The organism is Stappia sp., from assembly GCF_048261845.1.
In the GTDB taxonomy this organism is placed as follows: Bacteria; Pseudomonadota; Alphaproteobacteria; order Rhizobiales; family Stappiaceae; genus Stappia.
Genome location: NZ_JBLXFR010000010.1, coordinates 50,206 through 63,586 on the forward strand (window position 1 = coordinate 50,206; position 13,381 = coordinate 63,586).

The 13,381-nt window shown below is 67.5% G+C and carries 14 protein-coding genes, 1 tRNA gene and 1 pseudogene; 1 reads left to right on the top strand and 15 read right to left on the bottom strand.

All coding sequences use genetic code 11. The annotated features are described in order from the left end of the window. Window positions 1-54: 54 nt before the first annotated feature. The 5 genes from ACN0T5_RS06555 to ACN0T5_RS06575 all read right to left on the bottom strand — a co-directional run bounded on the left by ACN0T5_RS06555 (window position 55) and on the right by ACN0T5_RS06575 (window position 3,393). Window positions 55-633, bottom strand: coding sequence for a NuoB/complex I 20 kDa subunit family protein (locus ACN0T5_RS06555; protein WP_417767820.1), 579 nt, complete (start codon window positions 631-633; stop codon window positions 55-57). Beyond that, window positions 624-989, bottom strand: coding sequence for an NADH-quinone oxidoreductase subunit A (locus tag ACN0T5_RS06560; protein WP_417767821.1), 366 nt, complete (start codon window positions 987-989; stop codon window positions 624-626). The genes ACN0T5_RS06555 and ACN0T5_RS06560 overlap by 10 nt, the downstream gene beginning before the upstream one ends. Before the next feature lie 296 nt (window positions 990-1,285). Further along, the gene (blaOXA, locus tag ACN0T5_RS06565; RefSeq protein WP_417767858.1) at window positions 1,286-2,053 is read right to left on the bottom strand and encodes a class D beta-lactamase; all 768 of its coding nucleotides are present in this window, start codon (window positions 2,051-2,053) and stop codon (window positions 1,286-1,288) included. A gap of 172 nt (window positions 2,054-2,225) precedes the next feature. Next, window positions 2,226-2,302 (bottom strand) — tRNA-Asp (locus ACN0T5_RS06570). Between the two features lie 233 nt (window positions 2,303-2,535). Next, window positions 2,536-3,393 (bottom strand): peptidoglycan DD-metalloendopeptidase family protein, encoded by an 858-nt coding sequence (locus ACN0T5_RS06575; RefSeq protein WP_417767822.1) that lies wholly within the window; start codon window positions 3,391-3,393, stop codon window positions 2,536-2,538. On the opposite strand from ACN0T5_RS06575, the gene ACN0T5_RS06580 reads away from it, so the two are divergent. Beyond that, window positions 3,374-3,952, top strand: coding sequence for a hypothetical protein (locus tag ACN0T5_RS06580; RefSeq protein ID WP_417767823.1), 579 nt, complete (start codon window positions 3,374-3,376; stop codon window positions 3,950-3,952). The two genes, ACN0T5_RS06575 and ACN0T5_RS06580, sit on opposite strands and share 20 nt — an antisense overlap. 78 nt (window positions 3,953-4,030) lie before the next feature. Here ACN0T5_RS06580 and ACN0T5_RS06585 read toward each other — a convergent pair whose 3' ends face one another. The 10 genes and pseudogenes from ACN0T5_RS06585 to ACN0T5_RS06630 form a co-directional block, all read right to left on the bottom strand. Further along, the gene (locus ACN0T5_RS06585) at window positions 4,031-4,729 is read right to left on the bottom strand and encodes a protein-L-isoaspartate(D-aspartate) O-methyltransferase (RefSeq protein ID WP_417767824.1); all 699 of its coding nucleotides are present in this window, start codon (window positions 4,727-4,729) and stop codon (window positions 4,031-4,033) included. A gap of 16 nt (window positions 4,730-4,745) precedes the next feature. Next, a complete protein-coding gene (gene surE / locus ACN0T5_RS06590) occupies window positions 4,746-5,504 on the bottom strand; it encodes a 5'/3'-nucleotidase SurE (RefSeq protein WP_417767825.1) in 759 nt (252 codons plus the stop codon). Then, entirely contained in the window at window positions 5,504-6,784 is a 1,281-nt protein-coding gene (serS, locus tag ACN0T5_RS06595) for a serine--tRNA ligase (protein WP_417767826.1), read from the bottom strand. Before serS ends, surE begins: the two co-directional genes overlap by 1 nt. A 67-nt stretch (window positions 6,785-6,851) precedes the next feature. Continuing rightward, window positions 6,852-7,634: a twin-arginine translocase subunit TatC gene (gene tatC / locus ACN0T5_RS06600; RefSeq protein ID WP_306028858.1), complete on the bottom strand. Its 783-nt coding sequence runs from the start codon at window positions 7,632-7,634 to the stop codon at window positions 6,852-6,854. Next, the gene (gene tatB / locus ACN0T5_RS06605; RefSeq protein ID WP_417767827.1) at window positions 7,631-8,140 is read right to left on the bottom strand and encodes a Sec-independent protein translocase protein TatB; all 510 of its coding nucleotides are present in this window, start codon (window positions 8,138-8,140) and stop codon (window positions 7,631-7,633) included. The genes tatC and tatB overlap by 4 nt, the downstream gene beginning before the upstream one ends. Before the next feature lie 126 nt (window positions 8,141-8,266). Further along, window positions 8,267-8,497, bottom strand: a complete 231-nt coding sequence (locus ACN0T5_RS06610; RefSeq protein ID WP_417767828.1) for a twin-arginine translocase TatA/TatE family subunit — start codon at window positions 8,495-8,497, stop codon at window positions 8,267-8,269. Window positions 8,498-8,593: 96 nt separating this feature from the next. Continuing rightward, the gene (locus tag ACN0T5_RS06615) at window positions 8,594-8,821 is read right to left on the bottom strand and encodes a hypothetical protein (protein ID WP_417767829.1); all 228 of its coding nucleotides are present in this window, start codon (window positions 8,819-8,821) and stop codon (window positions 8,594-8,596) included. Between the two features lie 568 nt (window positions 8,822-9,389). Continuing rightward, on the bottom strand, window positions 9,390-9,479 hold the full coding sequence (locus ACN0T5_RS06620; RefSeq protein ID WP_417767859.1) for an ATP-binding cassette domain-containing protein: 90 nt from the start codon (window positions 9,477-9,479) through the stop codon (window positions 9,390-9,392). A gap of 179 nt (window positions 9,480-9,658) precedes the next feature. Then, on the bottom strand, window positions 9,659-10,057 hold the full coding sequence (locus ACN0T5_RS06625; RefSeq protein WP_417767860.1) for an SMC-Scp complex subunit ScpB: 399 nt from the start codon (window positions 10,055-10,057) through the stop codon (window positions 9,659-9,661). A 289-nt stretch (window positions 10,058-10,346) separates the two neighbouring features. Continuing rightward, a pseudogene (locus ACN0T5_RS06630) lies at window positions 10,347-11,169 on the bottom strand (segregation and condensation protein A); the annotation flags it as partial. Window positions 11,170-13,381: the final 2,212 nt, after the last annotated feature.

The following is a 13,381-nucleotide window of genomic DNA, read 5'->3' on the forward strand; positions in this document are numbered from 1 at the left end:
CCGTCTTGTCGCGCCGGGGATTGCGGACCCGTCCGGGCCCGCGGTGGCGCAGGTTCAGCGTTCGATCGTACCGGTGCGGCGGATCTTCTTCTGCAGAAGAAGAACGCCGTAAAGCAGCGCCTCGGCGGTCGGGGGACAGCCGGGGACATAGATGTCGACCGGGACCACCCGGTCGCAGCCGCGCACCACCGAATAGGAATAGTGATAGTAGCCGCCGCCATTGGCGCAGGAGCCCATGGAGATGACGTAGCGCGGCTCGGGCATCTGGTCGTAGACCTTGCGCAGAGCCGGCGCCATCTTGTTGGTCAGCGTGCCGGCAACGATCATCACGTCCGACTGGCGCGGTGAGGCGCGCGGCGCGAAGCCGAAGCGCTCGGCGTCGTAGCGCGGCATCGACATCTGCATCATCTCGACCGCGCAGCACGCCAGGCCGAACGTCATCCACATGAGCGAGCCGGTGCGCGCCCACTGGATCAGGTTGTCGGTGGCGGTGACGACAAAGCCCTTGTCGGCCAGTTCGTCGTTGATCTCGAGGAAGAACGGATCGCTGGCTCCGACCGGCTTGCCGGTGGCCGGATCGAGAATGCCCTTCGGAGCCTGGGCAACGAGCGGCTCGCGCGACGTCAGTCCCATTCCAGTGCTCCCTTTTTCCATTCGTAGATGAAGCCGATGGTCAGCACGCCGAGAAAGGTCATCATCGATCCGAACCCGTACCAGCCGAGATCGCCGAACGCGACGGCCCAGGGAAACAGGAACGCCACTTCCAGGTCGAAGATGATGAACAGCAGCGCCACCAGATAGAACCGGATGTCGAACTTCATCCGCGCGTCGTCGAATGCGTTGAAGCCGCACTCATAGGCCGACAGCTTTTCCGAATCGGGGTTCTGGTAAGCGAGAATGAACGGCGAAATCAGAAGCGCGAGACCGATGACGAGCGATACCCCGATGAAGACGAGGATCGGAACATAGTCTCTCAGGAGCTCTTCCATGTTCAAACGTGTCCTTGCGCCAGGCCCTCAGCACCGAAGTGCGCTTACAGGCCGCGCGGACGCGACCGAGCCTAATCCCGGCGATTGTGGCAGTGCGCGTGGAGAGGCGCGACCGCCAGTGCCCATAGGGGCACGCTTAGCCCACGCTCCACCGCAACGCAAGCCCGACGACGGTGTAATCGAAAGGGCATTTTCGCAAGCGCGAAATGACGTTGACGTCAACTCGAAGGCAAAGCCCGCGCACTTCAACGCGCGAAGCGCGCCGCCAGTTCGGGCCGCTGCGCGACAAGCGCATTTCAGGCACGGATACCCGGCGAGCCGCGCTCGCGTCCCTCGTCCCGGGCAAGCCTTGCAAAGACCACCCTGCGTGTCCCCTTTTGCGCCCAGCCAACGAACCAGCCATGCCCGCGCGCGCGGTCGAAACTGCCGTCGGCGCGGCGCGGATAGGCGCCGCCCGTCTTGCCCCGGATGCGCCAACCTGCGCCCGTCCCGGCGCCCTGCACGATACCCTCGGCCTGCGCCATCGCCGCGCCTGACAGCGGCAGGGTCCGGTTCAGGAGGCCCTGGAGAAAGCGCACCTGCTCCCGGGGCGAGATCTTCAGCGAAGAGGCGATCCAGGCGCGCTCCAGCCCGTTGTCCTTGCCCGGGTCGCCGGAGAAGTCCGCATTGCCGTAGCCGAGTGCCCGGGCGTGTCCCTCCAGCCTCGCCGTGCCCAATTGCCGCGCCATGCGCTGCGAATACCAGACCACCGAATATGTCATCCACCAGGCGGGATCGACATCGCCGCGCCACGGCTCCCCGCCCCAGTCGACCTCGCCCCTGGCGTGGGTCCAGACCGGCGCGTGCGGTCCCGTCAGGATGCCCTCCTCGAAACCGATGGCGGCGAGCGCAACCTTGAACGTGGAGGCCGGGGTTACCCGGCTGTCGCAGTCGCCCGATTCCAGCAACGGCGCGCCGCCATCCGAATCAATGACAAGGGTGCAGACGATTCTTGCCTCCGCACGCGCGCCACCGGCAAGGAGTGTCGGGACAGCGGCGACTGCAACTGTCGCGGCAAATGCCAGAATCGGTTTGGAGATCACGCTCGGTCCTTTCGCGACAAACATCGTCGGTGGCCGCCATTGGAACCGGAAGGATGTTGCGAAAGTGTGATGCGGGACGCGATGCCGGCGTCAAACGCGGGGACCCCGGCAGGGGGGAGCTGTTCATGACCGTATCGGGGAAACATGGGGCGAGTGGCGCGAGTGACGGGGCTCGAACCCGCGACCTCCGGCGTGACAGGCCGGCACTCTAACCAACTGAGCTACACCCGCTCACCTCTTGGCGACACTTGGCCGCCGGGAGTGGCGGTGATGTACGGCGAGCCGCGCGTCAAGTCAAGCGCAAGCGGCCGCCCATTGTGACGTTTCTGCAAAGCGCCATGCCCGCCCTGCCCCGCCATCTGTGGAAAACGACGACATGAGCCACAGCGCAACGCGAAACGGGCGCGCCGTCATGGCGCGCCCGTTTCGAAATTCGTCATCACCGCAAGGGGTCAGGGTCCTTGTCAGAGCCGCGCCAGATACAGCATCGGGTCGACCGGCTTGTTGCCGCGGCGCAGTTCGAAGTGAAGCTGCGGCTGTGTCACCGAGCCGGTCGAGCCGGCCTTGGCGACAGTCTGTCCGCGCTGCACGGTGTCGCCGCGCTTGACCAGCAATTCGCTGTTATGGGCATAAGCCGAGACCCAGCCGTCGTCATGTCGGACCAGCACCAGGCTGCCGTAGCCCTTCAGCTCGTTGCCCGAATAGATCACCGTACCGTCCTCGACGGACTTGATCTCCGTGCCTTCCGGCAGCGCCAGGTTGATGCCGTCATTGCGCGCGCCGCCCGGCTTCGAACCGAACTCGGAGATGATCCGTCCCTTGGCCGGCCAACGGAACCGGCGCTCGCCGTCGCCTGACGTCGCTGCCGTATCGCGGTTGACGGCGATCGGAGCCGTCGGCGCTGCCTCGACCCGGGCAACGCGCGGGGGAACCGGTTCGTTCGTCGAGGCCGAGGTGGCCGTGCTGCGGCTCGACAGGGTTGCCGGCTTGCGCTTGGGCTGCGCCCCGACAGACGGCGCATCGCTGCGTGTGGGAACGGGCGTGGTGAGCGAAGCGACCCGCACCGGTGCTCCGGGCTTTGCATGCGGCTTCGGCGCGGTTGCGGCGAATGCCGCACCGGCCGGGATCGACCCGGTCACGCTCGGCGCGCCGCCGGCCGGCGGCAGTCGCACCGGCTGCGAAGGCGCGGCGGCCGCCACATTGGGCGCGCCGTGCACATAGGTCGGGATGGTGACACGCTGGCCGGCCGGGAACGATCCGTTGGTGTCAACGCCGTTGATCTCGGCCAGCACGTGCTGGGGAATGCCATACCGCCGCGACATGCTGGCGACGGTGTCGCCGGACCTCGCGCTGACCTGCGTCGCGCCGGCCGTTGTCCAGCCCCTGACCGTACGGGGCGCGGCCCCGGCCGTTGCGCTCGACGTCATGATGGAGCGTGACTCTCCGGCACTCGACACCGGCGACGACGTTACCGGTGTCGTCGTCACGGTGCCGGCCCGTGGCGTCGGCACGGCAGCGAATGTCGCGGGACGCGTCGGCGTGGTCGGGGCGCTTGCCGGGATGGAGCCCGTGGCGATGCGGGAATTCGCGGAGGTCGCCGGCGGCAGGGTCGACCGCTCGACCCTGGCACTGGCCTGCGGCCCTGCGGCTATGTCGTCGAAGCTGGGCTGCGACGTGCCGAGCATGGCGCGCTGGTTGTCGGTGTTCCCGGTGAAGATCGGGTCTTCAAAGCGCTCGACACCTCCGCTGCATGCCCCGGCAAGTGCGGCAAGCACAAGCACGATGGCGGTCTGCGAAAGCAGTCGGGATGAAGGACGGAAAGTCTGCATGGACATGGCGCTACTCGGACTGAAGACACCTGAGTTCGTTATGTCCGATTAAATGCCGGTAACGTTTATAAAGACTTAAAGCGCGCCCATTTTACGTAAACCATCAGCAATCGGGACATGCCGCCATGCTTCAGAGACGGGTCGCAACGCCCTCGACCAGCGGCACGAAACGCACGTCCGCCAGCACGCGGCGCTCGAGCGTCGCACCCCGTTTCTCGACCATGACAAGCTGCTGGACGGCGCCCTTGGGGCCAAGCGGCAGGATCAGCCTGCCACCGTCGGCAAGCTGCTCGGCAAGCGCCTGGGGCACATCCGGGCCTGCTGCGGTGACGATGATGCGGTCGAAGGGCGCCTTTTCCGCCAGCCCTTCCAGCCCGTCCCGGTGATGGACCGTGACGCTGCCGATCTTCAGCGTTGCCAGGCGCTCGCGTGCCAGATCGACAAGCGTCCGGTAGCGCTCCAGCGAGTGCACCTCGCCGGCCAGCAGGCCCAGGATGGCGGCCTGATACCCCGATCCGGTGCCGACCTCGAGAACCCGGTGCCCGGGCTGGACGTCCAGCGCGTCCGTCATCATCGCAACGAGGCTGGGTTGGGAAATCGTCTGTCCGCACTCGATCGGCAGCGCGCTGTCCATTGCGGCATGGCGCTGCAGGGCGGCCGAAAGGAACAACCGCCGCGGCACGCGCTCGATGGCCGAGAGCACCTTGTGACTGCGGATACCCTGCGAACGCAGGCCCAGGATCAGCGCGGCGTTGGCCTCGCGGTCGGCTTCGGCCTGGCGCGCGCCTGCATCCATGTCCTCGCCAAGGCCGTCACCGTTCTCGCTCAACGATCCCTCCACGCCCTCAGGCCAAAAGATCTTTCAGTTCGCCGATAACATCGAAGGCGGTCAAGTCGAGCTTCAACGGCGTAACGGAGATGTACCGGTTGGCCAGCGCCGAAAGATCGGTGTCGCGGGGCGGGTTTTCCTCCGCGTTGCGGAAACCGAGCCAGTAGTAAGGAACGCCGCGCCCGTCTGTGCGTGCATCGACGGCAAGCTCGCTGACCTTGCGCTTGCCCTGGCGTGTCACCTCGATGCCCGCGACCTCGTCCGGCGCGCAGGCCGGAAAATTCAGGTTGAGCAGCGTGTCGGCGGGAAAGGTGAAGCCCAGCAGCTTGCCGATCAAGGCCGGTGCATGCGCGACAGCGCAGGCATAGTCCGCCCGCGCGCCTTGCGACCAGGCAACGGCCTGCGACAGGGCGATCGAGCGGATGCCGGTCAGCGTGCCTTCCATCGCGCCAGCGATGGTGCCCGAATAGGTGACGTCGTCGGCGGCGTTCTGGCCCCGGTTGACACCGGACAGGATCAGGTCGGGCCGCTCGGGAAGGATCTCGCGAACGCCCATGATGACGCAGTCCGTCGGTGTGCCGCGCACCGAATAGCGCTGGTCGCCGAGTTTGCGCACCCGCAGCGGATCATGCAGCGTCAGCGAATGCGCGACGCCGCTCTGGTCGCTTTCCGGCGCCACGATCCACACGTCGTCCGAGAGTTCGCGGGCGATCTTTTCGAGCGCGGCGAAGCCTTCGGCATGAATGCCGTCATCATTGGTCAGGAGAATGCGCATCAAAGCCCCTCAATGGTCTCGAGCCCGCCCATATAGGGCCGCAAGGCGTCGGGCACCGTGATGCTGCCGTCCGCGTTCTGGTAGTTCTCGAGCACGGCGATCAGCGCCCGGCCGACGGCAATGCCCGATCCGTTGAGCGTGTGAACGAACTTCAGCCCCTTCTCGCCCGTCGGGCGATAGCGGGCGCTCATCCGCCGGGCCTGGAAGTCGTCGCAGACCGAACAGCTCGAAATCTCGCGATAGGCGTTCTGCCCCGGCAGCCAGACCTCGATGTCATAGGTCTTGCGGGCGCCGAAACCCATGTCGCCGGCGGACAGCGCCATCACCCGGTAGGCAAGGCCGAGGCGCTTGAGCACCTCTTCGGCGCACCCTGTCATGCGCTCCAGTTCGTCGAGCGAATCCTCCGGCCGCGTCACCGACACCAGCTCGCATTTCCAGAACTGGTGCTGGCGCAGCATGCCGCGAACGTCGCGCCCGGCCGATCCGGCTTCCGAGCGGAAGCACGGCGTCAGCGCCGTGACGCGCAAGGGCAGGTCGGCCTCATCGAGGATCTCGCCGGCGACCATGTTGGTCAGCGGAACCTCGGCCGTGGGGATCAGCCAGCGACCGTCGGTGGTCCTGAAAAGATCCTCGGCGAATTTCGGCAGCTGCGAGGTGCCGAACAGCGCCTCGTCGCGCACCAAAAGCGGCGGCGACACTTCCATGTAGCCGTTCTCGTCGGTCTGCAGGTCCATCATGAACTGGCCGAGCGCGCGTTCCAGCCGCGCAAGCTTGCCCTGCAGCATGACGAAACGCGATCCGGACATGCGCCCGGCGCGCTCGAAGGCGAGCCCGGCCTGGATGCCCGAAATCTCGAAATGCTCCTTCGGCGCGAAATCGAGGACCGGCGGCGTTCCCACCTTGCGCAGCTCCACGTTGTCGCTCTCGTCGGCGCCATCGGGAACATCGTCATGCGGCATGTTGGGAAGCACCGACAGGGCGTCCTGCAGCTCCGCCGTGATCTGGCGCTCGCGCTCCTCGCCGTCCTGGATCGCGGCCTTGAGCTTGGCGACCTCGTCGATGACCGCCTGCGCGGCGGCATCATTGCCCGAGGCCTTCGCCTTGCCGATTTCCTTGGAGGCGGCGTTGCGGCGCTCCTGCGCCTGCTGGAGCTCGGCGATCAGCGCGCGGCGGCGGTCGTCGATGGTGACCAGCGCCCCGGCCTGCGGGCCGAGGCCACGCCGCTTCATGGCATGATCGAAAGCCGCGGCATTGTCGCGGATCCACTTGATGTCAAACATGAAAAACCCCGGGATAGGTACGGCCGCGCCGCCAAGGCGGCAGGAGAACCCGGCCCGGAAATGCTGCTCAGGCGTCCGCCTCGGCAGCCTCCCGCTCGGCCCGCTTCTTCTCGACCAGCCGGACGCAAATGATCGACACTTCGTAGAGAAGCAGGGTGGGAAGTGCAAGGCCGATCTGGCTGATCGGGTCGGGCGGCGTCAGCACCGCGGCCAGCACGAAGCCGATGACGATGGCGTATTTGCGCTTCGCCCGCAGGCCCTCGGCCGTGACCATGCCGACCCGGCCGAGCAGCGTCAGCAGCACCGGCAGCTGGAAGACGAGGCCGAAGGCGAAGATCAGCGTCATGATCAGCCCGAGATACTCGCTCACCCGCGCCATCAGCTGGATCTTGGCCTGCCCGTCCGTACCGTCCTGCTCCATCGACAGGAAGAAGCCCATGGCAAGCGGCATGATCAGGAAGAAGACCAGCGAGGCACCGATGCTGAACAGGATCGGGGTCGCCACCAGGAACGGCAGGAAGGCACCGCGCTCGTGCTTGTAGAGGCCGGGCGCGACGAACATGTAGAGCTGCGAGGCGATCACCGGGAAGGCGATGAACAGCGCGCCGAAAAAGGCGAGCTTCAGCTGGGTGAAGAACAGCTCCTGCGGCGCGGTGAAGATCATCTCCACCTGGCGGCCGGCGGCGTTCTCGTACGGGATGATCAGGATGTTGTAGATGGTCTGCGAAAAGTAGAAGCAGACGATGAAGGCGATGAGCACCGCGACCACCGTCTTCAGCAGTCGGCTGCGCAGTTCGATCAAGTGCTCGATCAGCGGCGCCTTGGAGGCGTCGATATCATCCTGGCTCATGCCTTGCCGTCACCCGCCGTCTTGGGCGCCTGTTCGTCGTTGTCGCCCTGCGCCCCTGCGGACGCAGCGGCAGAAGTCGCGGGGCCTTGCGCATCCGCCCCGCCCGGCTTGCCGGCAGCGTCGGGCGCGTTTCCGGCATCCGCCGCCGCGTCCTTCGTGCCGGCGGTCGCGCCATTTCCGGCCGACTGGGTCCCTGCCGACTGGGCCCCTGCCGCTTTCGCCTTGGGCTTGGTTGCCTTGTCGATGTCGATGGACTTCTTGAGATCGCCGAGCGGATCGAAATTCGCGGCCTTCTCGACCTGCGACTTCATGTCGGCGATATCGGCCTGTTGCTCGGCTTCGCGCAGCGCGTCATTGAATGTCGACTGAAAGTCGCTCGCCATGCGGCGCACCTTGCCAAGTGTCTGGCCGAAGGTCCGCAGCATGCGCGGCAGGTCCTTCGGGCCGACGACAAGGATCATGACGACGGCGACAACCAGCAGTTCCGTCCAGCCGATATCGAACATCTGGGTCCGTTTTCCGCGCTCGCGAGGTCACAACGCCACGGCCCCGTCACCCCCTGGTGAACCGGAAACCGGGCAGGCCGCGTCCGCCGGCGACCCGAAGCGCCGGCCGGCCGGACGTGAAGGCGCTCAGCCCGCCTGGGACTTGTCTTCGGACTTGTTGGTGACGACCGTATCGTCCGCCTTGTGATCGATGGTCTTGGCACCGTCCGCCGTGGCGTCGTCGTCCTCGTTGAGCCCCTTCTTGAAGCTCTTGATGCCCTTTGCGACGTCTCCCATCAGCTCGGAGATCTTGCCGCGACCGAACAGCAGAACAACGATCACCGCGATGATCAGGATCTGCCAAATGCTGATACCCATACGCCAACTCCCTGGTCTTTCCGGTGCACGCGCTCCGGCGCGGCACTATTGCAACAAAGCGGTCGCGACCGCAACCAACCGTTCCGCCGAACCCGCTCAATCGACCGGACGGAAAGGCAACATCGCGCGGTCGATCCGCACGCCGACATCCATGCCCACGGCAAACCGCCCCCCGTCGCGGATACGCGCCTGCAGGGCAGTTCGAGCCCGTACGCCACCTCCAAGGTCGACCTCGCCGATGAAACGGCGACGCATGACGCGCCCGTCGCCCCTCGCCCGGTTCGCCCAGCACGATTCCTGCGGCGGAACGACATCCACCGCCATGCCGGCGGCGATCCCGGGGCCGGGTGGCGGCCGCAGCAGCCCACCTCGCCGTCCCGGCGACGCCGTTCAGTTCGTTGAGTTGAGAAGAACGGGACGAACATGTCGACCGGATGATTGTAGAGCGTTGGCGCTGCCCAGCTGCACCAGCCGCCTCGGCGCATCAGGCGACCGGTCGCCCATGCGCATCGCCTCCGGTCGCGTCACCAGCATGCAGGTGGCGCGCGTCCGCGCAGCACCGACAGCGTTCCCGTCGCGCACCGTATCCTCAATCGCCGGTCGAGGCCGGAGAACGGCTCGTCCATCAACAGCACGCCGGGGCGGCGCGATGGCGCGGCCAGCGCGACCGCTGCTGCCGCCGCCCGACAGCGCATGCGGGTAGTCCCGGCATAGGAACGAGGCCAACGCGTCAGCGCCCGAGCGTGTCGCTGCGCCTCCGCCTTCCCCATGGGTCAGCCCGACATTCTCCCAATCGTCAGATGCGGAAACAGCGCGTATCCTGGAACATCAGACCGACACCGCGCTTTCCGGCGGCTGGAAACGCCCGGACCGGCGACCTCGCGCTCGTTGATCAGCACTCGGCCGGCGTCTGCCGTTCGACGCCCGCCGCGATCCGGAGCAAGGTGGTCTTGCCGCAGCCGGAATGGCCGAGCAGGCACAGAACTCACCCGCCTGACGTCAGGCGACCGAGCGCACCGCCGCACCCCATAGGCATGGCTCACTGCTCAGCGCGCCGCGGGTGGTTTCCGCCGTTCCGCGCACCCCCAGGCTTGCCACGTGGCGGCAGCGGGTTCAGCCTTGTCGTCTGTCTGCTCGCCGCCGGTCGCCAGGTCGAACAGTTCATCCCTCGATCGGATCCTCCTCGCGCCAAGCCCGCCGAATCGTTCGGCACGGGAACGGTGAACCCGGCGGGCACGGCGCTGCCAGCAGCCCCGTTCCCTCAGTTCCCCGGGCGGTCCCGATACGCAGAGGCCAGCATGAAATGCCCAGAAATGCGTCGGTGGTTCCGTAGGTGACTGCGTCCCGGCGTCCGCGCCGGCCGCGCATCCGGACCCAGCCGTTCGAGAGAACGTCGACCGTGCCCTTCGATGTCGAGACGCCGCGATTCCTCGATCTGGCCCGTGTCACCGGCTGGTGATAGGCGATGATCGCCAGGGTTCCAGTGCCGCGCGCGACAGCCGGCGTTCCTCGACCTGCTCGCGGGCAAGCAGTGACAGGTCCTCGGCGGTGCGGGCCCATTTGCCGCCACTCCACCACATTGACCCCGCGCGTCGCGTAATGGCGAAGCTTTCCGGCGACCAGCGCGGGATATCCGCCCGCCCGGCAGGCGGATGGCGATTCGGCGCTGAGCAGGTCCGGGACGCAAACAGCAGCGCTCGACCATGCGCACGCCGCTGGCAAGCGCCGCGCCCTTTCCAGCGTCGAGCCGGCCTTCCGGTCGCCCGCAGTCTCGCCATTCCGTCCTGCGGGTCTGCTCCCGCCTGCACGAGCCTCGGCTTCGCCCGCTCTCCCGCTCCCCGGCACCGCGCCTCAGGTAGAGCGGGCGAAGGCCCGCCTGACGCAACTCCACCGCGAACCATTCGAGGCTCGCGGAAAAACGCTGGCGATTACGGTGCTCGCCTGCCCGCCCTCGCCGATATACCTCGACAGATAGGCGTCCAGCGGCGCCCAGTCCATATGTCCGACCAGCCGGTCAGCAGGTCGCGGGCTTCCTGCAGCGACCAGACGGTGCGGCGCACATGGACCGAGGTCACTGAGGTCCGCTGGCTGCGCGGCATAGGCGATCAACAGGTCAGAGCGTGCGTCCAGGAAGCGCCGGGCGATGGGATGCTTCGGGCTTGCCGCGGCAAAACGTCGCGCCCGAGCGGTTGCGGTTCATCAGCTTTTCGGCCTTCCCGCATCGCTCGAGCCGGCGCAGACGGAAGGCAAGGGCCGCCATTTCTCGCCGGTAAGCTGGTCCTCGTCCTGTTCGGGAATCAGCAGACGCGATTTCAGGTAGGCCAGCCAGGCCGCCATGACCAGATAGTCGGCGGCAAGCTCCAGCCGCAACGGCGGCCTCCGCGACAGCCCAGATACTGCTCGACCAGCGCCAGGATCGATATCCGGGCAAGATCGACCTTCTGCTTGCGGGCAAGAGTCAGCAGATCGAGCTGCCCTTCGAACCCGTCGACATCCACCACCAGTGCCGGATCGGTGCTGGGCGTCCGCCGTGCGCCCGTGCCGTTCCGATCCTCGAAAAGGTGTCCTGCACCCCTGCCCCAACTCGGCTCCTCGGCAATCGTCACCGTTTTTAGGGAAGTGCGGCCGCCTCCGCCAGAAGCCTCACTAGCGCCGCGACCCTCGAACGGCAGGCCCGGCGCCACGCGGAGGGTCCCGCCCGGCGCCCGCCTCTCCCCAGAACCCGGGCGCCGCAACCTCGCATCTCCCATGTCGCCATTGCAATGAAGCGCATGTCGTGCCGGCCGCAAAGGCCAAGTGCGCGGTCATCTCCCGCCAAGCGCCTTCATCGACAGGTCGTCGCCATCAGCAACCCGTCATAAAGCCGAGCCGCCCGCGGGTCTCGCCGAACCCGGGGCGACTGGGTCGCGCAAGTCCGGATCCAGGCGGTGAAGACCACAGCGCGGTCATCGCCAGGGCAGGTCGGTAGGCCGGAACGGCGCGAAGTCCACGGCGTCGGCTCACCGGAGCGGCGCATCCACCACCGGGAGGTCCAATGGTTCGGTCGGCTGCCCGCCTGTAACTGGGCATGTGCTTGATGGGCAGGACCCCGCCATCAGCCCTCGGCGAGGCGCGACCATCTCGCCACCGTTCCGCCGTCGCTCCATGGCCCTGTCGCCGATCGCCTCGCTCGTCGCGGCCGGCACATCGAGGATCGGCGCACAGTCGACGGTAATGCCAAGCTTCGGCAGGTCGGCGCTGATCAGCCGGCTGCCGAGATAAGCCGCCCGCGGCCCGCCTCCGGGCCGAAAAGAGTCTGCAGATTGCGCTGGCCGGATACCCTGACAACGGCGGACGCAGCCGGCGGACCCGGCCGCCTTCCTGGTCGATCAGGACAGGTGCGTTGGACCCCCGACAACGGCCGGAAGTCCCACCAGGGCGCGGATCTGCGCGGACAGCAATTGCGGAGAACAGGATCAGCCCCAGGGTCGCTCTGCTCGAAGAACGCGCGCCGTCGCCCGCGCCCCGCCCCGCAGCCCGCGATGAAAGCCTTCGTCATGATCGTTCCACGCTTTCTGCTTCCCGCCGGCCCCGCGCGAGCCTCTCGGGCCAAGTGGAACGCCTGGTCCGCCCTTTGAAAGTCTTTGCAGGTCGGCCGAGGCAAGCCCCGAGCCCTGCTCCCAGTTGCGGCGGACGAAACAGTCGCCGCCCGCCGTTTCAGCTGCTCGCAAAGCGATCGCATCGTCGCGGAGCCGGGCCGGACCACGCACCCGGTAGAAGGTGCCCCGATCACCCAGATCGGCCCGCTGGATCACCGGATACACCGCCAGGACCGAACCGGCGTTGCAGGTCGTTGAAGCCGTCTGCGCCGTTCCTGCGTACGCTGCGAGGAGACCTGCACGATATGGCACCGGACGGGATAGGCGCTGTCCGCGCCGGAGCGGGGGGCGGCCTGGGCCGCCGGCGGGCAGGCGTTCTGGCGCAGGCCCGCTGGGCCGTCAGGTGAGCGGCGCGGGGAGGTTATGCGGCCGGTGCTCCTGCGCCCACCGCGGCGCGGCGCGCTCGGCCAGTGTGTCGATGCCGCCCGGCTTGTGCGCGGCACGTTGACGGCGTATCGGTGCGTCGCGGTCGCGGTGCAACATCGCCCGGGTGGCGCCGCAGTGTCGCCGATGCCGTGGTGCGACCTGACGGGCGGCTCGGCGCCTGCTGTGCGCCCGCCAGGGTCTGCCCGGCCTGGCGCGGCCGCCGCTGATGCTGTGTCACGACCGCGGTCCTCCTCGCCGGGCATTCTGTTCTGCCGGCCGCGCTGCGCGGCGGTTACTGGCGCGGCTGGCCGCCGCGGTTCGGTTCGTCGCTGGAAATGATCGTACCGCCGGGCGCACGCCCGCGCGCACACGGCGCGTCCGCCGGAAGAGCCTTTGCGAGGTTCCGGCGGTGTCCGCCGGCGGCAGCGAGGCGACTGGCGTCTCGTCCTGCAGGACCAGACGTTCGTCGCGAGGCGTTTATCGCCGACACGATCGTAGATCAGCTTGCTCTGCCCGTTCGCCGTCGTCCGTTTCCGGATAGACCTTCTGGCTGCCGCGGCGATGACCGGCGGCGGACCGCTGGCCCTTCCCCGAAATCCAGACGGGAAGGCGCTGCTGCCGTCGGCGCCCAGAACTGCCCCGCATAAACCTTCAGGCGCCGTGCTCGGGTGCCGCCCTTCCCCGCCCTGGGGAATGCGGCGGCAAAACGCCATGACCACCATTCGGTCGCCCTCGCGCATCGCCTGGGCAACCTCGTCGAGATCGTATCCGCCCGGCGGCGGCGGGCCTCCGGATCTGCCTGAAAGATGTCGTCGACCGCCTCGCAAACTCCCGCTCGCATAAGCGGAGGCATGAGGCCGGGCGGGCGCCCCGGCAGGCG